The sequence below is a fragment of the Chitinophaga dinghuensis genome, assembly GCF_003259435.1.
Classification (GTDB): Bacteria; Bacteroidota; Bacteroidia; order Chitinophagales; family Chitinophagaceae; genus Chitinophaga; species Chitinophaga dinghuensis.
The window spans coordinates 785,214-806,477 of record NZ_QLMA01000002.1; the positions used below are offsets into that span (position 1 = coordinate 785,214).

Annotated in this window: 18 protein-coding genes; 7 read left to right on the plus strand and 11 right to left on the minus strand. The window is 45.2% G+C overall.

Going from position 1 to position 21,264, the window contains the following annotated elements:
• Positions 1-8 precede the first annotated feature (8 nt).
• Positions 9-446 carry a tRNA (adenosine(37)-N6)-threonylcarbamoyltransferase complex ATPase subunit type 1 TsaE gene (gene tsaE, locus CLV59_RS08605; RefSeq protein WP_111591594.1) on the minus strand — a complete coding sequence of 146 codons (438 nt, stop codon included), beginning with the start codon at positions 444-446 and terminating at the stop codon, positions 9-11.
• 180 nt (positions 447-626) lie between these two features.
• Here tsaE and CLV59_RS08610 point away from each other — a divergent pair, with 180 nt between their 5' ends.
• Positions 627-2,732 carry a heavy metal translocating P-type ATPase gene (locus CLV59_RS08610; protein ID WP_111591595.1) on the plus strand — a complete coding sequence of 702 codons (2,106 nt, stop codon included), beginning with the start codon at positions 627-629 and terminating at the stop codon, positions 2,730-2,732.
• A 32-nt stretch (positions 2,733-2,764) separates the two neighbouring features.
• Positions 2,765-4,663, plus strand: coding sequence for a RecQ family ATP-dependent DNA helicase (locus CLV59_RS08615; protein WP_245950835.1), 1,899 nt, complete (start codon positions 2,765-2,767; stop codon positions 4,661-4,663).
• Between the two features lie 39 nt (positions 4,664-4,702).
• Here CLV59_RS08615 and CLV59_RS08620 read toward each other — a convergent pair whose 3' ends face one another.
• The 9 genes from CLV59_RS08620 to CLV59_RS08660 all read right to left on the minus strand — a co-directional run bounded on the left by CLV59_RS08620 (position 4,703) and on the right by CLV59_RS08660 (position 15,218).
• A complete protein-coding gene (locus tag CLV59_RS08620) occupies positions 4,703-5,752 on the minus strand; it encodes a Gfo/Idh/MocA family oxidoreductase (RefSeq protein ID WP_111591597.1) in 1,050 nt (349 codons plus the stop codon).
• 39 nt (positions 5,753-5,791) lie between these two features.
• Entirely contained in the window at positions 5,792-7,354 is a 1,563-nt protein-coding gene (locus CLV59_RS08625) for a helicase HerA-like domain-containing protein (protein ID WP_111591598.1), read from the minus strand.
• A gap of 423 nt (positions 7,355-7,777) precedes the next feature.
• Complete coding sequence (locus tag CLV59_RS08630) at positions 7,778-8,617, minus strand: MBL fold metallo-hydrolase (RefSeq protein WP_111591599.1); 840 nt, start codon at positions 8,615-8,617, stop codon at positions 7,778-7,780.
• A gap of 2 nt (positions 8,618-8,619) precedes the next feature.
• Positions 8,620-9,915 (minus strand): MFS transporter, encoded by a 1,296-nt coding sequence (locus tag CLV59_RS08635; RefSeq protein ID WP_111591600.1) that lies wholly within the window; start codon positions 9,913-9,915, stop codon positions 8,620-8,622.
• A 68-nt stretch (positions 9,916-9,983) separates the two neighbouring features.
• Positions 9,984-10,601 (minus strand): ABC transporter ATP-binding protein, encoded by a 618-nt coding sequence (locus CLV59_RS08640; protein WP_111591601.1) that lies wholly within the window; start codon positions 10,599-10,601, stop codon positions 9,984-9,986.
• Positions 10,585-11,385: an acyl-ACP--UDP-N-acetylglucosamine O-acyltransferase gene (gene lpxA / locus CLV59_RS08645; protein WP_111591602.1), complete on the minus strand. Its 801-nt coding sequence runs from the start codon at positions 11,383-11,385 to the stop codon at positions 10,585-10,587. The genes CLV59_RS08640 and lpxA overlap by 17 nt, the downstream gene beginning before the upstream one ends.
• Positions 11,386-11,390: 5 nt before the next feature.
• Positions 11,391-12,809, minus strand: coding sequence for a bifunctional UDP-3-O-[3-hydroxymyristoyl] N-acetylglucosamine deacetylase/3-hydroxyacyl-ACP dehydratase (locus tag CLV59_RS08650; protein ID WP_245950836.1), 1,419 nt, complete (start codon positions 12,807-12,809; stop codon positions 11,391-11,393).
• Positions 12,810-12,853: 44 nt separating this feature from the next.
• Positions 12,854-13,903 (minus strand): UDP-3-O-(3-hydroxymyristoyl)glucosamine N-acyltransferase, encoded by a 1,050-nt coding sequence (gene lpxD / locus CLV59_RS08655; RefSeq protein WP_111591603.1) that lies wholly within the window; start codon positions 13,901-13,903, stop codon positions 12,854-12,856.
• 70 nt (positions 13,904-13,973) lie between these two features.
• Positions 13,974-15,218 (minus strand): HD domain-containing protein, encoded by a 1,245-nt coding sequence (locus tag CLV59_RS08660; protein ID WP_111591604.1) that lies wholly within the window; start codon positions 15,216-15,218, stop codon positions 13,974-13,976.
• A 312-nt stretch (positions 15,219-15,530) separates the two neighbouring features.
• On the opposite strand from CLV59_RS08660, the gene porX reads away from it, so the two are divergent.
• The 5 genes from porX (at position 15,531) to CLV59_RS08685 (ending at position 20,383) form a co-directional block, all read left to right on the plus strand.
• Positions 15,531-17,084: a T9SS response regulator signal transducer PorX gene (porX, locus tag CLV59_RS08665; RefSeq protein WP_111591605.1), complete on the plus strand. Its 1,554-nt coding sequence runs from the start codon at positions 15,531-15,533 to the stop codon at positions 17,082-17,084.
• A gap of 35 nt (positions 17,085-17,119) precedes the next feature.
• On the plus strand, positions 17,120-17,440 hold the full coding sequence (locus CLV59_RS08670) for a hypothetical protein (protein ID WP_111591606.1): 321 nt from the start codon (positions 17,120-17,122) through the stop codon (positions 17,438-17,440).
• A 22-nt stretch (positions 17,441-17,462) separates the two neighbouring features.
• Positions 17,463-18,224, plus strand: a complete 762-nt coding sequence (locus tag CLV59_RS08675; RefSeq protein ID WP_111591607.1) for an MBL fold metallo-hydrolase — start codon at positions 17,463-17,465, stop codon at positions 18,222-18,224.
• A gap of 97 nt (positions 18,225-18,321) precedes the next feature.
• Positions 18,322-19,203 carry a ComEA family DNA-binding protein gene (locus tag CLV59_RS08680; protein ID WP_111591608.1) on the plus strand — a complete coding sequence of 294 codons (882 nt, stop codon included), beginning with the start codon at positions 18,322-18,324 and terminating at the stop codon, positions 19,201-19,203.
• 40 nt (positions 19,204-19,243) lie between these two features.
• Positions 19,244-20,383 (plus strand): acyl-CoA dehydrogenase family protein, encoded by a 1,140-nt coding sequence (locus CLV59_RS08685; protein WP_111591609.1) that lies wholly within the window; start codon positions 19,244-19,246, stop codon positions 20,381-20,383.
• A 585-nt stretch (positions 20,384-20,968) separates the two neighbouring features.
• On the opposite strand, the gene CLV59_RS08690 is transcribed toward CLV59_RS08685, so the two are convergent.
• Complete coding sequence (locus CLV59_RS08690) at positions 20,969-21,262, minus strand: hypothetical protein (protein ID WP_111591610.1); 294 nt, start codon at positions 21,260-21,262, stop codon at positions 20,969-20,971.
• Between the last annotated feature and the right edge of the window lie 2 nt (positions 21,263-21,264).

Genomic DNA, 21,264 nt, shown 5'->3' on the forward strand with positions numbered 1-21,264 from the left:
AAGATACATTATTTGTTTCGTGTGCCCGCCTCGGCCAATTTCCTTTTTTGGTCAGGCAAAACGGATAATTCCAGGTGGATAGTATCGGCAGGGAGTATGGCAGCTATTACCTGTGGCCATTCCACAAAACTAACTGCATCCTGGTATATGGTATCTTCCACACCTGCTGTAATCGCCTCATCCTCATCACGTAACCGGTATAGGTCCAGATGATATATCCGGCGTATTTTCCCTTCCTGATCCCGGTAATTATATTCATTAATAATGGAAAATGTAGGACTTGCTGTCGTGTCTTCTACGCCGGCAGCAGCGCACAACGCTTTTACAAGTGTCGTTTTTCCTGCTCCCATAGGGCCTTCCAGGGTAAATACCTTTCTGTTGCCATACTGCTTCCAGAAATCCTTCGCTATTTCCGGTAATTCTTCCAGTGAAAATGTCCATTGCATCAACAAATTTATCGCATTTTCAGGGATTTGATACGATTCTCTCAAGTGTATTGAATATATAAAATATGAATATTTAAATATTTGATATTTATGTAGATGAATTTGTTTTGACGCGGAGTTGCATTAATAATTCTCACTTGTAAAAGTTCGGAAGGTACCTTTGTATTAATTCGAAATACGATGACACCAATCAGTTGCAAGGTAGAAGGAATGCACTGCACCAATTGTGCATTGAGCGTTTCCAAATACCTCGAGAAAAAAGGAATGCAGGAAGTAAATGTCAGCTTTGCCACAGAAGAAGTGAGCTTTCACCTGCCTGCCGGCGCAAATTCTGCTGACGTACTGGAAGGTATTAACCAGATGGGCTTTCGGGTAGTATTACCCGATGAAGCACCCGCCCCGGTATCCCTATACAATACCCTTACTTTCAAATTCTTTTTCTGCCTCATATTTACCCTCCCACTGTTATTACATATGTGGGTAAGTTGGCCATGGCTGCAGCATCCATGGGTGCAGTTTGGCCTTACATTGCCCGTATACCTGGTAGGGATGTGGCATTTCGGAAGAAGTGCTTTCCGCTCTCTGCTCAACGGAGTGGCGAATATGGACGTGTTGGTAGTACTCGGTTCCACTGCCGCTTTTGTTTACAGCTTTGTGGGTACTATCATCTATGGCGATCATAACTACTTGTTTTATGAAACCACAGCAGCCATTTTGACCCTCGTCTTCCTGGGAAATCTCATGGAAGAAAAATCAGTGAAGCAAACCACTTCTGCCATTGCAGACCTGGCTAAGATGCAGATCACTACGGCGCGACTCATACACCTTGAAAATGGCCATGAACACGTCCATGAAGTGGATAACCGTACCTTAAAAACGGGCGACCTCGTCCTCGTTAATACAGGCGATAAAATCCCCATGGATGGTACTGTTTACTGGGGCTCCGGTCACGTAAATGAATCTATGATCACCGGCGAAAGCGCGCCAGTAGCCAAAAACGGCAAGGATAAAGTAATTGGAGGCACCATCCTGGAAGAAGGCAGTATCAAAATATTTATTACCGCCACTGGGAAAGATACAGTGCTGTCTTACATAATCGACCTTGTAAAGCAGGCGCAGAACGACAAGCCGCCTATGCAGCGACTGGCAGATCGTATCAGCGCCATCTTCGTTCCAACAGTTTTAGCTATTGCCATACTTACATTCCTTGGATGGTATTTTATTGGTCATACTACACTCGCTACTGCTATGATGCGCAGTATCGCAGTAATGGTGATTTCCTGTCCTTGTGCTATGGGACTGGCTACTCCAGCTGCAGTAATGGTAGGACTAGGCCGTGCCGCCAAGAATGGTATTCTCATTAAAGGTGGTCATACCCTGGAACTGTTCAAAAATATCCGCCAGATTGTTTTCGATAAAACGGGCACGCTTACTACAGGTAAACTCAGCATTGGCAAGTTTCATTTCGAAACGATGACGGAACAGGAATTCCAGCAGATTGTATACAGCCTGGAAAAATATTCTTCTCATCCTATTGCACGATCTATCGCCACGGCCTGGAAATCAGCCGGAGAAATCACCCTGACGCAGGTGCGCGAGCATAAAGGCTTAGGCATGCGCGCCGCCGATAAAGCCGGCAACGAATGGCAGCTGGGTTCTTTCCGCATGGCGGGCGAAGCGGCAACAGATGATAGCCATCATCTTTATCTCCTGAAAAACGGGCAACTGGTTGGATGGATCGATTTGGTAGATGAACTTCGTCCGGAAGCTCCTGCTGTAATGGAGGCACTGGTGAAAATGGGTATCAAACCTATCCTTCTCAGCGGCGATACGCAACGGAAATGTGAGGAACTGGCCGCCCAGGTGGGTATTACGGAGATATATGCAGAGCAAAGTCCTGAACAGAAGTTACGGAAGATAGCAGACCTCATGTCTACCGCTCCTACAGCAATGGTTGGAGATGGTATCAATGATGCACCGGCTTTGTCTAAGGCTACTATCGGTATTTCTCTTAGTGATGCAACACAGGTGGCGATGCAAAGTGCCAATGTAGTACTGCTGAATAATCACCTGGGCGCGCTGCCAATGGCGTTGGGCCTGGGGAAACATACTTATCTGACGATCAAACAAAACCTTTTCTGGGCCTTTATTTACAACGTTGTAGCTATACCTGTGGCAGCCCTGGGATTCCTGAATCCTATTGTAGGCGCAGGTATAATGGGCCTTTCAGATGTAGTACTAGCTGTCAATTCCGTAAGGTTGCGCTACAAAAGAGTCACCAATTAATGGTAAATTGCGGTGGTTAACATCGGATTATTTTGGAGCCTGTAGAGATACTTAAGCAATATTGGGGATATGATCAGTTCCGACCATTACAAGAAGATATTGTAAAGGCGGTGCTGTCAAAGAGTGATACGTTGGCATTGCTGCCTACTGGCGGCGGTAAATCTATCTGTTTCCAGGTTCCGGCGATGCTGATGCCCGGAATCTGCCTCGTGATCACGCCGCTGATTGCGCTGATGAAAGACCAGGTGGCCAATCTGACACGTCGGGGAATCAGTGCCTACTGCATCTACTCCGGCATGCATTACAAAGATGTAGAACGAGCCATGGAAGCGGCTCGTCGCGGAGGATGCAAGTTCCTGTACGTATCCCCAGAAAGACTCCAAAGCAAACTATTTCAAACTTATTGCGATGGCCTGCATGTCAATCTGATTGCAGTAGATGAAGCCCATTGTATCTCTCAATGGGGATACGATTTCCGACCTGCATACCTGCAAATTGCTGATATACGCAGCTATTTCCCGGATGCGCCCGTGCTCGCACTCACCGCTTCTGCTACGCCCAAAGTACAAACGGACATCTGCGATAAACTCCTGATGAAGGAGCCCCGTATATTCCGCAAAAGCTTTGCCCGTGCAAATCTTTCCTATAGCGTATTGGAAGAAACCACTAAAATTGATAAAGTAAAACATATCCTGGAACGGGTTCCTGGCTGTGGTATTGTCTATTGCCGCAACCGTAAACGTACCAGGGAAATAGCTACCCTGCTGCAAGCCCAGGGAATACCAGCCAGTTACTATCATGCCGGACTGCCTCAGGCCGAACGCGGACTCCGCCAGGAAGCGTGGATCAACAATGAAACACGGGTCATGGTCTGTACCAATGCTTTCGGTATGGGGATCGATAAACCGGATGTACGCATCGTGGTGCATTATGATCTGCCGGATAGTCTGGAAGCCTACTACCAGGAGGCGGGAAGAGCAGGCCGGGATGAGGAAAAAGCCTACGCTGTGCTCCTGTATAATGAGGATGAACTGGTGGATATGAGGGCGCGTATTGCGCTGCAATTCCCTACGCTGGAACAAATCAGAGAAGTATACCAGTGCATTGTTAATTACCTGCAAGTGCCTGTAGGCGCTGCGGAAGGCTTGTACTTCGATTTTGATATCAACGACTTCGCCCGTGTATTCCAACTGAACCTCACCATTGCCTATAGCGCTATCCGACTGATGGAGCAGGAAGGTATTTTGCAGGTGAGCGAGAGTGTGTTATTGCCATCCAGGGCTGAGTTTGTGACGAATAAAGAAACGCTGTATGAGTTTGAAGATGCGTATCCCGCACTGGCAGAGCTGATTCAAACCATGCTACGGACATACGAAGGAATTTTTGATACGCCTGTGCCGGTATATGAAAGGCAGATGAGTAGGATGATGTTGATTGAGGAAGACGAGATCCAGGCGATGTTGCAGCAGTTGCATCAATTCGGTATTATCAAATACGTTCCCCGCAGAGATGAGCCACAGCTCTGCTTTTTGCAAGAGCGCGTATCTGCTGGAAATCTACGCATCAACATGGCTCGTGTAGAAGTAAGACGTAAAGTGTATACTGACCGCCTCGAGGCCGTATTTTCATATGTGCATAACAGTGATACCTGTCGCACACAACAACTGACAGCCTACTTTGGTGAGTCAGATACGCCCCCATGCGGCGTTTGCGATACCTGCCTGAAGAAGAAATCAGCTGCTTTGGATAATGCGGCTTTCAAACGTATATCCGATCACGTTATATCGTTGTTGTCGCAACCTGTAACAGTAGCTACTGTGGAAACACAGTTAGGAGATGTAAACAGACAACATATCATGGAAGTGCTGAAGTTCCTCGAAAGCGAAGGATTGATAAAGCGGGATGAGTCGGGGCGACTTATAAAATCATAAAAGAAAAACGTCGGCATAAACGCCGACGTTTTTAGTTAGTTATATTACCGGAACTACTTTACCGGAGTTACTACTTTCAAATGCTGCCTCAATAATTTTTACAACGTTAGCGCCGTCCTGTGGCGTAACCGGGTTAGGGGCGCCATTCGCGATCGCTTCATAGATACCGTTGTAGTAATCCATATAATTACCACTGCCACCAGGCACAAATTCCTTCACTGTTTTACCATCGATGGTAGTGTGGAGCAGGCCCCATTCATGCGGCGCTTCTGCGCCCCAGTCTGGACTGTCGGGCATCAGGCCCCGTTGCAACTGAGCTTCCTGGATATCGGATTTCGATTTGATAAAGGAGCCTATTCTGCCATGCGCCTGATAGGCAGGCAGGGCTTCTCTTACCAGGTAGCTGGACTTCAACCGTACCCGCAGGAAATCGTAATATAGCACCAGTTCAAAATAATCATCTACAAGAGAGTCCTTGCGGATAATACGTATGTCTGCCCATAGCTTTCTTGGCATACCAAAAATAGTCAGGGCCTGATCAATCAGATGGGAGCCCAGGTCGTACAGTGCGCCGGTTCCTGGCAGGCTGGATTCTTTATGTTTTTTATAGCTGAGTTCTTCTTTAAAGCGGTCGTAATGCACTTCAAATTCGAGTACATCTCCTAATACGCCAGATTCTACGACCTTTTTCACCACTTTATAATCGCTATCAAAACGACGGTTATGGTAAACGCTCAACAGTAAACCTTTGGAGGCTGCCAGTTCAATCAGTTCCTGGGCTTCCTGGTTATGCACCGTGAATGGTTTTTCCACAATCACATGTTTGCCTGCCTCCAGTGCCGTTTTAGCGTAATCGTAGTGGGTATAATTGGGCGTATTTACAACAATCAGATCCAGGGATGGATCGAGTACCATATCGTCTACACTGGCGTATACTTTTACTCCAGGGTATTTCTCTGCTGCGAGGTGTTTGCTTCTTTCCACCACCGCAGTGAATTCGAAGTTTGGATTTACATGAATGAACGGTGCGTGAAAAATCTGTCCGGACATCCCAAAGGAACAAATACCTGTCTTAATAACTTTGCTCATAGTTCGATATAACTGTTTATGTCAATAGCTTTCTGATTATCAGAACCAGCTTTTCTTATTGCTTTTGCCACCGAGACCAAGGATTCCCAGAATGCTTCTGGTGATGATGTTAGTGGCAGTGTTGGTAGCCGTGCGAACGGCCTGTTTGGCAACGGGGCTTCCTAATACCTGGTCCAGTACTGATTTCTCCTCTTTAGGTTTGTTGGCGTCAGCAGAGGAGGATTGTGATGCTGCGGTTTTATCGGCGGCTTCCTGCAGTTTAGCTGTCAGGATTTCGTATGCACTTTCATTGTCAATTGTTTCGGCATACTTCTTCACCAGTTTGGAATTGCTGACCAGTGCATCAATTTCGGCTGTTGTAAGTACATCCATGCGGGAACGTGGCGTTACCAGCATGGTGGCTGCAAGGGGAGTAGGAATACCTTTCTCATCGAGGCAGGTGATCAGCGCTTCTCCGATTCCGATTTGGGTCAGCAGTTCATCCGTTTTATAGAACTGGGAGATAGGGTAGTTTTCCGCGGTTTGTTTGATGGTTTTGCGATCATTCGCAGTGAATGCGCGCAGTGCGTGTTGTACTTTCAGTCCCAGTTGGCCCAGCACAGAAGCAGGAACATCCATTGGGTTTTGGGTACAAAAGAAAATACCTATTCCTTTTGAACGTATCAGTTTAATAATTGTATCGATCTGCTTCAGGAGTGCGTCACTGGCCTCATTGAAGATGAGATGCGCTTCATCAATGAACATTACCAGTTTGGGTTTGTCCATATCGCCTTCTTCCGGCATGGTGGCATACAATTCTGCCAGCAGGCTGAGCATGAAGGTGGAGAAGAGTTTAGGTCTGTCCTGGATATCGCTGACCCGCAGGATGGATATCATACCGCGACCATCATCGCTGATGCGCATGAGGTCATCCACTTCAAAGGATTTCTCTCCGAAAAAGAGATCTGCTCCTTGTTGTTCCAGTTCAATGACTTTGCGGAGAATGGTGCCGGTGGAAGTGGTGGATATCTTCCCATATTCTTTTTCCAGGTCTGCTTTTCCTTCATCGCTGGCGTATTGCAGCACTTTCTTGAAGTCTTTCAGATCCAGTAATGGCAGTTTATTATCATCACAATATTTGAACAGCATGGCTACAACGCCTGCTTGCGTATCGTTCAGTTCCAGTATTTTAGACAGCAGGATTGGGCCAAACTCACTGGTAGTGGCGCGGAGACGCACCCCTTTTTCCTGGCTGAGAGAGAGCAGTTCTGCGGGGTAAGCGGCAGGGCTCCAGGTTCCACCTATTTTCTGGTATCTCTCCTGTATTTTCGGATTATCTGTTCCGGCAGCGGCTATTCCACTGAGATCGCCTTTTATATCCATCAGCAGTACTGGTACGCTGGCATCGCTGAGCCCTTCGGCTATGACCTGCAAGGTTTTGGTTTTACCGGTACCCGTGGCGCCGGCAATCAACCCATGGCGGTTCATGGTTTTTAAAGGAAGGAATACATCAGCTCCAGTAACTACTTCACCATCCAGCATTGCACAGCCTAGTTTGAAATGCTCACCTTTGAAGGTATATCCTTTCTGAATGCTATCGAGAAATGCATCTTTATTGGACATGGTGTTGGATTTTCTTAAAGATAACAAAAAAACGGGCTTTCAAATGGGGTAGTTTTTGCTCGCAGAGCAGCAGAGCAGCAAAGCAGCAAAGGGTTTTGTATTGTTGTTTGATTGTGTTTTGTCGGTTTCACGCAAAGGCGCAATGAGGCGAAGCAGCAAAGGATTTTGTATTGTTGTTTGATTATGTTTTGATGTAGTAGTTCGCAAAGAATTTAACTTCTATCTCACTATATTTCTAATCATCATTTGTATTAAGTAAAAGTACCCTAAATGACCTTTGCGGTCTTAAACAAACAACAACACATAATCTTTTATCCCTTTGCGCCTTTGCGTGAAACCAGCAAAACACAATCTTTTGCTGCTTTGCTGCTTACGCTGCTCTGCGAGCAAAAAAAAAGCAGGCCGAAGGCCTGCCCAAAGCTATCAAATACCGCTAAGCCGGAAGGTTTCTCCCGGACGGATTCCCTTGTCTGTTTGTTGTAGAGTACAGCATTCGGTGACCGGATCATGCTCGAAGAAGAGGATGTACTGATGGTCGATTGCCTCCTGTAAAAAGCTCTTTTTCTCGTTTAATGTGGTCAATGGGAACATATCATAGGCCATTACATAAGGTAGTGGGATATGGCCCAGAGAGGGCAGCAAATCAGCCATATACACCAGGGTATGGCCTTTATATTGCAGCTGTGGTAACATCATCGCATCGGTATGGCCATTTACAAAGCGTATTTTCATATAGTCTGTAAAGTCAACTCCTTCCTGATGTGATACAAACTTCAGCTGGCCGCTTTCCTGGATAGGGAGGATATTCTCTTTCAGGAAAGAGGCTTTCTCTCTGTCATTAGGAACTGTAGCCCATTTCCAGTGGTCTTCATTGCTCCAGTAAGTAGCATTTTTAAAGGCAGGTACCAGTTTGTCGCCCTCCCTTATAATACTACCGCCGCAGTGATCGAAATGAAGATGAGTGAGGAATACATCGGTGATATCGTCTCGGTGAAAGCCGTGAGCAGCAAGGGATTTATCGAGTGTATCTGTACCGTGCAGGTAATAGTGACTGAAGAATTTAGGATCTTGTTTATCGCCGATACCGTTATCTACCAGGATAAGGCGTTTACCATCTTCTATCAGCAGGCATCTCATGGCCCAGGAGCAGAGATTATTTTCATCTGCCGGGTTGAGTTTATTCCAAATAGTTTTCGGTACTACGCCAAACATGGCGCCGCCATCCAGTTTAAAAAAACCTGTTTCAATGGTGTATAATTTCATCGCTAAGCTTTTACCGAAGTTACTGTTTCCTGTTCTAATTGCTTCTGTTTCAGTAAAGCAGACACCACCCAAACCAGTCCGATCACAAAGAATACCACCAGTGCCAGTACGGAATTACGGATGTTATTGGTAACGTCGTCTATATAAGCAAACGAAAACATCCCGATTACGATAGAGATTTTTTCTGTTACGTCGTAATAGCTGAAAAACGAGGCTGTATCTTTCGTTTCAGGCATGAGTTTGGCATAAGTGGATCGGCTGAGCGATTGTATACCACCCATTACCAGACCTACGCCGGTGGCCAGTAAATAGAAGTGCATCGCTGTTTGCATCTTGTATCCCGCCACACAGATCAGAATCCACAGTACTATAACGGAAATGATTACACGAAGATTTCCGTATATGCCTGATAGTTTGGCCATACCCCAAGCACCGACGATAGCTACCACCTGGATGATCACTACAGTAGCAATCAGGTTTTCATCGGGCAACTTCAATATTTTGCTGCCGAAGATCGTCGCCGCCAGCATCACGGTTTGTACACCCATGCTATAGAAGAAAAATCCTCTCAGGAAGCGTTTCAGGACCGGCATGAGCTTTACCTGGGCATATACCTTTTTCAATTCAGTAAAACCTTCTGTTAAGGCGTTGCCCGTACGTTTGGCAGCACCTTTTGAAGTTGGCAGTGAACGGAAGGTGATCTGTGCGAATCCAAGCCACCAGATACCTACCAGGAGGAAGGTAATCTGTACTGCCTGGCCGCTGTTAATACCGAATGGTTTTATCATTACCAGGGCAAATCCCAGCAATTGGAGGATAACGCTACCGATATAACCCATGGCATAGCCTTTGGCACTAACGCTGTCCTGGTCTTCTGGCGCTGCAATTTCCGGCAGATAAGAGTTATAGAATACGAGTCCCCCGCAATAGCCCATAGTGGCTAGCATAAAGAAGAAGACGCCCCAGGCGAGATTGGTATCGTTGAAGAAATACAAAGCGCTGCAGGAGATGGAGCCCAGCAGTGTAAAGAATACCAGGAAATTCTTTTTGTTCCCTCTGGTATCTGCTATAGAAGATAAGATGGGAGACGCGATGGCTACCAGCAGGAAAGCTACCGCCATAGTATAGTTGTAGAGTGCAGAATTGACAAAATGCATTCCCAGGAAGGAAACCTTTTCTTTTGTCACCTGTAGAAAGTAAATAGGGAAGAAGGTAGTAGTGATAACAAGGTTGTACACAGAGTTGGCCCAGTCGTACATTGCCCAGCCGTTGATCACTTTCTTATTGGCAGTTTGCATGCTAGTGTTCAGCTTTTGTAAGAAACGAAGATATAATAAATGCTGAAAGCGTGCAGTGCCCGAAAGTGTTATTTGTAATCGCTGATACGGATATGATGGCGACACATGAAGTATTCCCTTTCATCATTGGAGCTAACGATGATGAGGCGACTTCCGCCGAAATCGCTGATCATTTGCTGATAAAGGGCCGTTCCGGCTGCATCCAGGTTGGTGCAGGGCTCATCGAGGAAGAGCACAGGAACATCAGAGAAGATGGCCAGGGCTAGTTTGGTACGTTGTTTCATACCGGAGGAGAAGTGGCGTATTTGTTTGTTGGCCGACTTTTCCAATCCTACCAGTTCCATGGCTTTTTGGGGGGTAATACCTGGAAGGAAGTTTTTGAACTGAAGATGAAACTCCATCGTTTCTGCGAGGGTGAGTTCTTCGATCAGTTCCAGGTATGGGGCTGCGATAGCACAGTACCGGAAGAATTCATCGCTGGCGATGGACCCTTCCGGTGTGCTGTATGATACAGTGCCTTCATTTTGTTGAATGGCGCCGCTGATAACCTGTAAGAGAGTGGATTTACCAGATCCGTTAGGACCTAGAATGGCATATCTTTCTCCATCCAGAAAGGTGAGATCAACCCGACGGAAAATCCAGTCGTAGTTAAAGCGCTTTCCGGTTTGATTAAGAGATATCGTCATTGGAGCGGGAAGTATAACCTCTCATAATACCACGGCCAGACTCACGGATGAAGGAGAGAATTTCATCTCTTTCATCAGTAGCAGGGAATTCTGCTTCAATGATGCTGATGGCTTTAGATAATTTGAAGCCCTTAACGAAGATAACCCTGTAGATATCCAGGATGTGATTGATTTTATCAAGAGAGAAGCCTCTTCTTTTCAGTCCTACGGAGTTTACGCCAACGTATGACAGTGGTTCGCGGGCTGCTTTAACGAAAGGAGGAACATCCTTACGTACGAGGGAGCCGCCTGTAACGAATGCGTGGTCACCGATTTTACAGAACTGTTGAACAGCCACCATACCGGCGAGTACCACGTGGTCGCCCACGGTGATGTGACCTGCAAGGGTGGTGTTGTTGGAGAAGACGCAATAGTTACCTACTTCGCAATCGTGCGCGATATGGCTGTAGGCCATGATCAGGCAGTTGTTACCGATAACGGTTTTCCATTTATCTCTGGTACCGCGGTTGATAGTAACGAATTCGCGAATGGTGGTGTTGTTACCGATTTCCACGGTAGTTTCTTCACCCGCATATTTTAAATCCTGTGGGATGGCAGAAATAACGGCGCCAGGGAATATGCGGCAGTTGTTGCCGATACGTGCCCCTTCCATGATAGTAACGTTGGAGCCTATCCAGGTACCTTCACCTATCTCAACGTTTTTGTGAATTACAGTAAACGGATCAATTTTTACATTAGGAGCTACTTTAGCATCCGGATGTATGTATGTAAGCGGGTGGATCATTGCTGTTATTTGCTCTCTCTTGTTTTAATAATTTGTGCTATCATATCAGCTTCGGTAGCAACCTTATTGCCGATGAATACTGTTCCGCGCATTTCGACTAAACCTCTTCTGATGGGACTCAGCAATTCCATTTTCAGGATCATGGTATCTCCGGGAACTACTTTCTGTTTGAACTTACAGTTATCAATTTTCAGGAAGTAAGTATCGTAGTTTTCTGGGTCCGGAACGCGGTTGAGTGCAAGGATACCACCAACTTGTGCAAGGGCTTCCAGCTGGAGAACGCCTGGCATTACAGGGTTGCCTGGGAAGTGGCCCTGGAAGAAGTGTTCGTTGAAGGTAACGTTCTTAATACCTACTACTTGTTCTTCAGCCAGTTCAATGATTTTATCTACCAGCAGGAAAGGATATCTGTGTGGCAGTGTTCTTTCGATGCGAAGCGTATCAAAGATAGGCGGCTGCATTGGGTCATAAACAGGAACGCCCTGATTATGCTTGTTCTTTTTGATATACGCTTTGATCTTACGTGCAAATTCCACGTTGGAAGCGTGTCCTGGACGGTTAGCGATGATATGCGCCTTAATAGGATAACCAATCAGGGCCAGGTCGCCGACTACGTCGAGGAGTTTGTGACGGGCTGGTTCGTTCGGGAAACGCAGCTCAATATTATTGAGGATACCTTCACGCTGAACAGACATGGTTTCACGGTTGAAGGCTTTAGCCAGACGGGCCATGTCGTCTTCATTTACCGCACGGTCTACCACTACGATCGCGTTATTGATATCGCCACCTTTAATCAGGTTGTTGTTGAGGAGGTATTCCAGCTCATGCAGGAAGCAGAAAGTACGGGAAGATGCGATATCGTCCCGGAACTGATCCAGACCTTTCATTTTAGCGTGCTGGGTACCCAGTACCGGACTATTGAAATCGATCAGACAAGTAATGCTGTAGTTGATAGCTGGGAGGGCTACCATTTCTACTTTCTTCTGCTCATCATAATAAGTGATGTTGGTGTCGATAGAATAGTAGATTTTCTTAGCATCCTGGTCCTGAATACCAGTTTTTTCGATGGCTTCAATAAATGGCATGGAACTTCCATCCATAATAGGAATTTCTGGTCCATCCAGTTCAATCAGTACGTTGTCCACACCGGTACCAACAAGGGCAGCCAGGAGGTGTTCTACCGTACTAACGCGTGCGCCGTTATGTTCCAGGGTTGTGCCTCTTGCAGTGTCGACAACATAGTCCACATCTGCTTTCACAACTGGCTGGTTGGGCAGGTCTACACGTTGAAATTTGATCCCAAAGCCTGGGGATGCTGGCTTAAGGGTGATATTCACACTGGCTCCAGTGTGCAAACCAACACCAGAAATGCTGATCTCGCCTTTCAGTGTGTGCTGGTTCTCCAACTGTTGATTTTCCATCATAATTATCTAATGTATAACTGTTTCTCCGTCAATTCAGAATTAAACTAAACGCTTGCTTTTTCTTGCAGCAATTGTTTTACCATTTCCTCCAATTCTTTCACTCTTTTTTCAAGGTCCGGCAAATTTCTAAAAATTGCCTGACTTTTCAGCGAACTTTTATAGTCATAAGCTGGAGAACCGGTCAGAGAACTGTTAGGGGTGGTGATAGATTTGGATAATCCGCTCTGGGCGTTGATTTTGGTGCCATCGGCGAGATGAATATGCCCAACGATACCTACTTGTCCGCCGATAATGCAGTTTTGTCCGATTTTAGTACTTCCGGAAACGCCTGTTTGTGCAGCGATTACGGTATTTCTTCCGATATCCACGTTGTGTGCAATCTGGATCAGGTTGTCCAGTTTAACACCTTTCTGAATAACGGTAGAACCCATGGTAGCGCGGTCGATGGTGGTATTTGCACCAATTTCCACATCGTCATGGATGACTACGTTACCGATCTGAGGTACTTTTTTATAAGCGCCGTCCGGTTGAGGAGCGAAGCCAAAGCCGTCTCCACCGATAACGCAACCGGCGTGAAGCATTACTCTGCTACCCACGACACAGTTGTCATATACTTTTACGCCCGGATAGAGGACAGAATCATCATTCACAATAACATTATCGCCCAGGTAAACGCCAGGGTAGATTTTCACATTATTACCCAGTACCACGTTCTCACCCAGGTAGGCAAAAGCGCCTACATACACATTTTGACCAAGCTTAACGGAGGTTGGTATATGGGACGGTTGCTGAATGCCGGTTTTATTACCGGTCATATAGCGGTATTTTTCCAGCAGCAGCGCCATGCTACTGTAAGCATCCTTTACCCGGATCAGGGTCGGTTTCACCGGGCGCTCTATCACCAGGTTTTCATTTACCAGTATAATAGAGGCTTGGGTAGTATAGAGGAATTCTTCATACTTAGGGTTCGCTATGAAGCTAAGCATGCCATCGCCAGCTTCTTCTATTTTGGCGATGTTGCTCACTTTCACATCCGGATTCCCCTCCAGCTTCCCATCCAACATGGTAGCTAATTGTAATGCGCTAAACTGCATAGTTTAAAATTGTAAAGTTTTTCAGGCCACACTAGCTTATATAAACAGTTTGTTGTATGTTTTTAGTGCCTTATATGACCCCGTTAGCCTGAATTTTTGGATGACAAATGTAGAATTTTTTTACCGGAGTAGCCAGTGTATGGCTAATCAGTGCATTGTCGATCGAGGAAATGTCTTTTACAGTTCCGTCTTTAAACAGGATATTGATATTTTCGTCGTTAATATTATATGCCCGCAGCGTGGCAGCGTCTGAGAATACAAAGTAATCAAGATCAGGGCCAGAAATATTCCATTTGGCAGTTACCTGCTTGCGGAGCAGATCCAGCGCACTTTCATCGAATGGTTCATGACTGAGTACCACCTTGAATAGCTGACGGTTAGTCAACCATCCACATAATAATGACAGTATCGGGTCTTTATGCGTACTCCAAACTTTTATAGCGCCCAGGATATCATAATCATCCAGCATGCAAAAACGTTTGAGGCACTCCGGATCTTGTTCAAAATTGTCTTTGGTAATGGAATTATACAGGAAATACTCCAGGGCTGGGCTGCAGAACAACTGTTCTCCGGCCTGTGCCAGGCGTTTTGCGCGTGTCAATATCTTTACCAGCATATTTTCCGCACTGAGCACTGTTTTATGCAGGTACACCTGCCAGTACATCAGTCGGCGTGCTATAATGAACTTCTCTATTGAATAGATTCCCTTTTCCTCCACCATCAACTCCCCTTTATGAACGGTTAACATCTTGATAATCCGATCATAACCAATTACGCCTTCAGAAACGCCCGTAAAGAAGCTGTCCCTGTTCAGGTAATCCATTCTATCTACATCCAACTGGCTGGAAACCAGCTGGTGAAGAAACTTTTTATGATATCTGCCATTGAAAATATCCAGGGTTAGAGAGAGCTGACCGTTCATTTCCTTATTAAGGGCTTCCATCAGCCATTGGGAAATTGCTTCATGGGATACGCCTTCAATGATGCCGTTTTCAAGGGCATGGGAATAAGGACCATGTCCAATATCGTGCAGCAGGATAGCCATTTTTGAGGCCACTTCCTCTTCCGGGGTAATTTCAATCCCTTTGCTTTTCAGTTCCTGTAAGGCGCCACTCATCAAATGATAGGCTCCCAGGGAATGATGAAATCGCGTATGCACAGCTCCGGGATAAACCAAATGCGCCAGCGCCATCTGATGAATCCTGCGCAGTCGCTGATAGTATGGATGGGAGATGAGGCTGAAAATCAACGGGTGATCTATGGTAATAAAGCCATACACCGGATCATTAACAATTTTTCGCTTGCTTTCGGTCATTGCAGTTATTTATTCATATTCAATCCAAACGATGTTGCCACACCCATATATCCTTGGTCATTACAAAACTACACCAGGAATTAATTATATGTAATTTTTTTACTTATTATGACGCTTTTATGGGGAAATACCCCTATTAAAATTGTATCCGCGAAGGTAAATAACTTTATGCACCGCCCCTATTTTTAGCCAATTCATTTAAACTTTCCGTTAAGTTTTTAACATATAATTTCAAAAGAAGGCCTTAGAGGGAATGATTTTTGAGGAAAAAATGGGTTAATTTTCTGTTTTTATGACGCTTTAATACTAACTATGAACCAGATAAATATACTTTGGGTAGATGATGAAATTGATTCGCTGAAATCCCAGATAATCTTTCTTGAAAGCAAAGGTTATAAGGTTTCCGCACTAACCAACGGCTACGATGCCCTGGAATTCCTCAAAGAACAGGTGGTAGACGTGGTATTACTCGATGAATCCATGCCCGGTATTACTGGTCTGGAAACCCTGGGAAAGATCAAGGAAATCGACCAGCAGATTCCGGTGGTCATGATTACCAAGAATGAAGCGGAAAATGTGATGGATGATGCTATTGGTTCACAGATCACAGACTATCTTATCAAGCCGGTCAACCCGAACCAGGTATTGTTATCTCTCAAAAAAATAATTGATAATAAGCGTCTTGTTGCAGAAAAGACGACAAGTGCCTATCAGCAGGAGTTTCGTAGCCTGTTTATGGCGCTGAACTCCAATCCGGATCATAATGAATGGATGGAGATCTATAAAAAACTTGTTTACTGGGAAATGGAAATGTCGAAAACCGACAGCCCTGAAATGCTGGAAGTTTTTAATACCCAGAAAGCGGAAGCCAATACGGAATTCTCCAAGTACATCAGCCGGAATTACAGTAGCTGGCTGCATCCGAAGGCCTCCGATGCCCCCATCATGTCCCACACGCTTTTCAAAGATAAGATTGTTCCAATGTTGGACCCGAGTCTCCCTAACGTCTTCCTCCTGATAGATAATCTGCGATATGACCAATGGAAGGCTATTTTGCCCACTTTCCAGGAATCATTCCGCCTTCTTGAAGAAGATACTTTCTTCAGTATTCTGCCTACCAGCACGCAATACAGCCGAAACGCCATCTTTGCGGGTATGCTGCCTATCGATATTGAGCATAAGTTTCCGGAAGAGTGGAAAAACGATGATGAGGAAGGGGGAAAAAATCTCTTTGAAGAAAAATTCTTTGCCGCTCAATTGCAGCGCCTGCGCATGGAGCCCCGCTTTTCCTATACGAAAGTTGTCAACCATGCAGATGCCCAGCAAATGCTGAGCAATATTCACAATATCCTGGATTATCCGCTGAGTATTATTGTGTACAACTTTGTGGATATGCTTAGTCATGCCCGCACCGAAATGGAAGTGCTGAAAGAACTGGCTGGAGATGAAACCTCTTATCGTTCTATCACGGCCAGCTGGTTTGAGCATTCGCCATTGCATCAGGCCCTGAAACGCCTGAGCGATAAGAAAATCAACCTGATTATTGCTACTGACCACGGAAGCGTAAGGGTGAAAAATCCTGTGAAAGTAATCGGGGATAAACAAACTACCACAAATCTGCGCTATAAACACGGCCGTAATCTGAATTATGATCCCAAGGAAGTACTGGCATTCCGAGATCCTAAGGAGGCTGGACTGCCCCGGCCGAATGTAAATTCCTCGTATATTTTTGCTAAGGAAGACGGCTATCTCTGCTACCCGAATAATTACAACTACTTTGTGAACTATTACCGGAATACCTTCCAGCACGGCGGTATTTCCCTGGAGGAAATGATTGTGCCTATCGTGCGTATGGTCACGAAATAGGCGGGTTGCTAACAGGTTTTAATTATTTTTGCAGCATGAATATTAAAGTCACGCCTAACAACCTGAACAAGCTGGAAAAAATTTTCGATGACGCTAAATATGTCTTGCGCTTCGAAAAAGGAAGCTTTACCTCTGGTTACTGTATACTGGAACATAAAAAGGTGGTGGTTATCAACAAGTTTCTGAACCTGGAAGGTAGAATCAATACCCTGGTGGATATCCTGACCACCCTTCCTTTGGATGAAGACCTGCTCACAGCAGAATCCCACAAACTTTATAAACAGATCATCAACAGCAAACCCGTACCGAATGCCGAAGAAGGTGAGATTTCAACAGGAACGGAAGAAGCAGAATAGCAACAGATAAATTAATAAAGGCATGAAAGTAACTTTTCTCGGAACCGGAACATCTCAAGGAGTGCCTGTAATTGCCTGCGGTTGCGAAGTGTGTACTTCTGCAGATCCGAAAGACACGCGTCTGCGCAGCAGCATCCTGATTTCATCTCCGGCAGGTAATATTGTGGTGGATACCACCCCGGATTTCCGCTACCAGATGTTAAGGGAAAAGGTGAAACACCTGGAAGCTGTGCTGATTACGCATTCTCATAAAGATCATATCGCCGGAATGGACGATATACGCGCCTTTAATTACTTCCAGCAAAGTCCGATCGATATTTATGCGACCGATTTCAGTCAGAATGTGATTATGCGTGAATTCGCCTATGCTTTTGCCGATTATAAATATCCCGGCATTCCGGAAATTAATCTGAAAACCATTGATGATACGCCTTTTACAGTTAATGGACTAACGATTACGCCTATACAGGTGATGCACTATAAAATGCCGGTAACAGGTTTCCGGATACATGATTTTACTTATATCACAGACGCGAATTTCATTGCTCCTGAAGAAAAGGATAAAATCAGGGGGTCAAAAATATTAGTGGTGAATGCGCTTCGCAAGGAAAAACATATCTCTCATTTCACCCTGGAAGAGGCCATTGCCTTGGGACATGAGCTGAATATTCCACAGGTTTACTTTACGCATATTAGCCATCAGCTTGGGTTACATGCGGAGGTCTCGCGGGAATTACCAGATGGTATGGCCCTTGCCTACGATGGACTCACTCTTGAAATTTAGAAACCGGCTATTGCCGGTTTTTTTGTTTGTTAACATCCGCTAAAGGAATGCCTGAGTTTGGGTGACTAATTTCGGTCTTCCAAAAATTTGTTGACCCATGTGGAAGTTCCTGATCCGGCAGTTTGCCGAGTTCTCGAGAAAAGAGCGTATTGGTATTACAGTTCTCCTAGGTTTATCATTGCTATATTCACTAAGTCCCCGTTTGGCTTTGCAGTTCTACCACGGCGATATGGTAGATACTGCGGCCTTTCGGCGGGCGGTGCTGGCGTTTGAGGCCTCTTTCCGGGAGGAAATAAGCAGTGGGCGGCCAGCAACGGCTGCAACAGTACTACCGTCGGAATGCTTTTACTTTGATCCCAACCGGATGACTGCGGAAAAATGGCAGCAGTTGGGTCTATCGGTGAAGGCAGCAGCTGGCGTGATGAAATATGTAGAGAAAGGAGGGAAGTTCCGTTCTCCGGAGGATATCAGGAAGATATATGCCGTACCGCCGGCATTACTGGAGAAGTTGGTTCCTTTTGTGAGGATTCCGGATAAAATTAAACTAACGCATACGAATATACGTCATGCCACAAAGCAACTACATGAATTGGACATAAATACCGCTGATACATTGCAATGGCAGGGGCTTCCGGGTATAGGTCCGGGTTATGCCAGGCGGATTTGTGGCTTTCGGGAGAAGTTGGGCGGTTTTTACAGTGTAGAACAAGTGGCCGAAACATATGGACTTCCAGACACAGTATTCAATAAAATCAAAGCATTTCTGAAGATCGGTGATAGTTCTCTAAAAATTATTGACCTAAATCTCACAGATGAAAAAACTTTGGCATCCCATCCATATATACGTTATAAACTGGCACGTATGATTGTGGCGTATCGCAGTGCCCATGCGGGTTTTAAAGAGGTGGGCGAATTACATAACCTGCCGTTGGTGGATGAGATTATTTATCGTAAAATTGAACATTACATCAAATTGTGAATCACATTCATTAAGATATATCCTTAAACACACACCCGTTATGAATTTTGAGCCCACTGAAGAACAACAACAGATCGCACAAACTATCCGGGATTTTGGTAAAAAGGCGATTCTTCCCCATGTTATGGAATGGGATGAAAGCCAGGAATTTCCCGTATCATTATTCAAAGAGCTGGGAAAACTGGGCCTGATGGGAGTATTAGTACCAGAACAATATGGCGGCAGCGGACTTGGATACCTGGAATATGTTACTGTTGTCAGTGAAATTGCACGTTTTTGCGGCGCTATCGGATTGAGCGTAGCTGCCCATAATTCCTTGTGCACCGGTCATATCCTCCAATTCGGAAATGAAGAACAGAAACAACGCTGGCTGCCAAAGTTGGCCTCCGCAGAATGGATCGGCGCATGGGGACTTACAGAACCCAACACCGGTTCCGATGCCATGAATATGAAATGCGTTGCCAGAAAAGATGGAGACGACTGGATCATTGATGGCGCCAAATGCTGGATTACACATGGTAAGAGCTGCGATGTAGCCGTGGTGATAGCCCGCACCGGAGATGTGAGAGACAGTCATGGTATGACGGCATTCGTTGTGGAAAAAGGAACGCCAGGCTTCAGCGGTGGTAAGAAAGAGAACAAACTGGGTATGCGTGCCTCTGAAACGGCAGAAATGATATTCACCAATTGTCGGATACCGGCTGCAAACGTACTGGGAGAAGTAGGAGATGGCTTTATTCAGTCGATGAAAGTACTGGATGGCGGTCGTATCTCTATTGCCGCATTATCCCTGGGAATTGCTAAAGGAGCCCGTGATGCGGCCATTAAATATTCTAAGGAAAGATATCAATTCGATCAGCCTATATCCAGTTTCCAGGGAGTATCCTTCAAACTGGCAGATATGGCTACTGAAATAGAAGCTGCAGAGTTATTAACGCTTCAGGCAGCAGATATGAAGAACAGAAAGGTGAAAATGACGCAACAGGCGGCCATGGCTAAGTATTATGCCTCCGAAGTGGCGGTGAAAGTAGCCAATGACGCAGTCCAGATTTTTGGCGGTTATGGCTATACGAAAGACTTCCCGGTGGAAAAATTTTATCGTGATGCAAAATTATGCACCATCGGAGAGGGTACTTCTGAGATACAAAAAATCGTCATTGCCAGAGAAGCATTACGATAAGTATATGAGAGGACGATGCTGGTTTTGATTGGATTTAAGAGTGCGAAAATTTTTTAATGTAAAAAAATCTTAACTGCAAACCGTTCATCTTTTTTGACAATTAAATGAAATATTAACCCTTTTGTGTTATAGTTTATTGCAAAAGGAACGTTAAATTTGGGTTAATTCATCACTCTTTACCGTTTATCAACCTTAACACAAAATCAAACTTAGATTTGAAACACTTTTACTCTATCAAAAGCACCCTTTAACAGGGTGCTTTTTTTGGAAGCTAATTCAAAGCTAGAAAGTATTGAATAAGACATTAAGACCTGTAATTTCCACGTTACCGAATTATCTGGATTAAGTAGCATTATTAAGAAAAGAAACATTTGCATCACCAAGTGTTTCTTTTTTTTTGTGCCTATAGGTAGGGTATGGGAGAGACGCGTGTATTGTAAACGGAAAATAAGCTCATTTAAGGCGTTTGGGGAAGCGTGTATGCCTGAGCGTCATGAAGGCTTATTGAGGGAGAAATACGGGCATATATGGAGGAAGAAACGATATTAAAAAGAAACGTCCCGCAATTGCGGGACGTTGTATGTTTTATTCTTTACCTTTTTCTTTGTTGAAGAAGTCCGTTACCTTATGTTTTGCGGCTTCGGCCCAATCTTCAGCGGTATCTTTTGCATTATCCAGGAAGTCGCCTGCTTTATCCATTAAACTTTCGCCTTTTTCTTCCGTTTTACCAGACATGCCTGCAAACCAGTTGTCTACAGTACCGGCAATAAACGGAGGCAGTTTACCTTTCACATATTCTTTGATTACATCGATCGACTGAGCTGCCTGTTCAGCAGTGAGACCTGCTTTTTCCTGTAATTGCTGAATAAGTTCCTGCATAA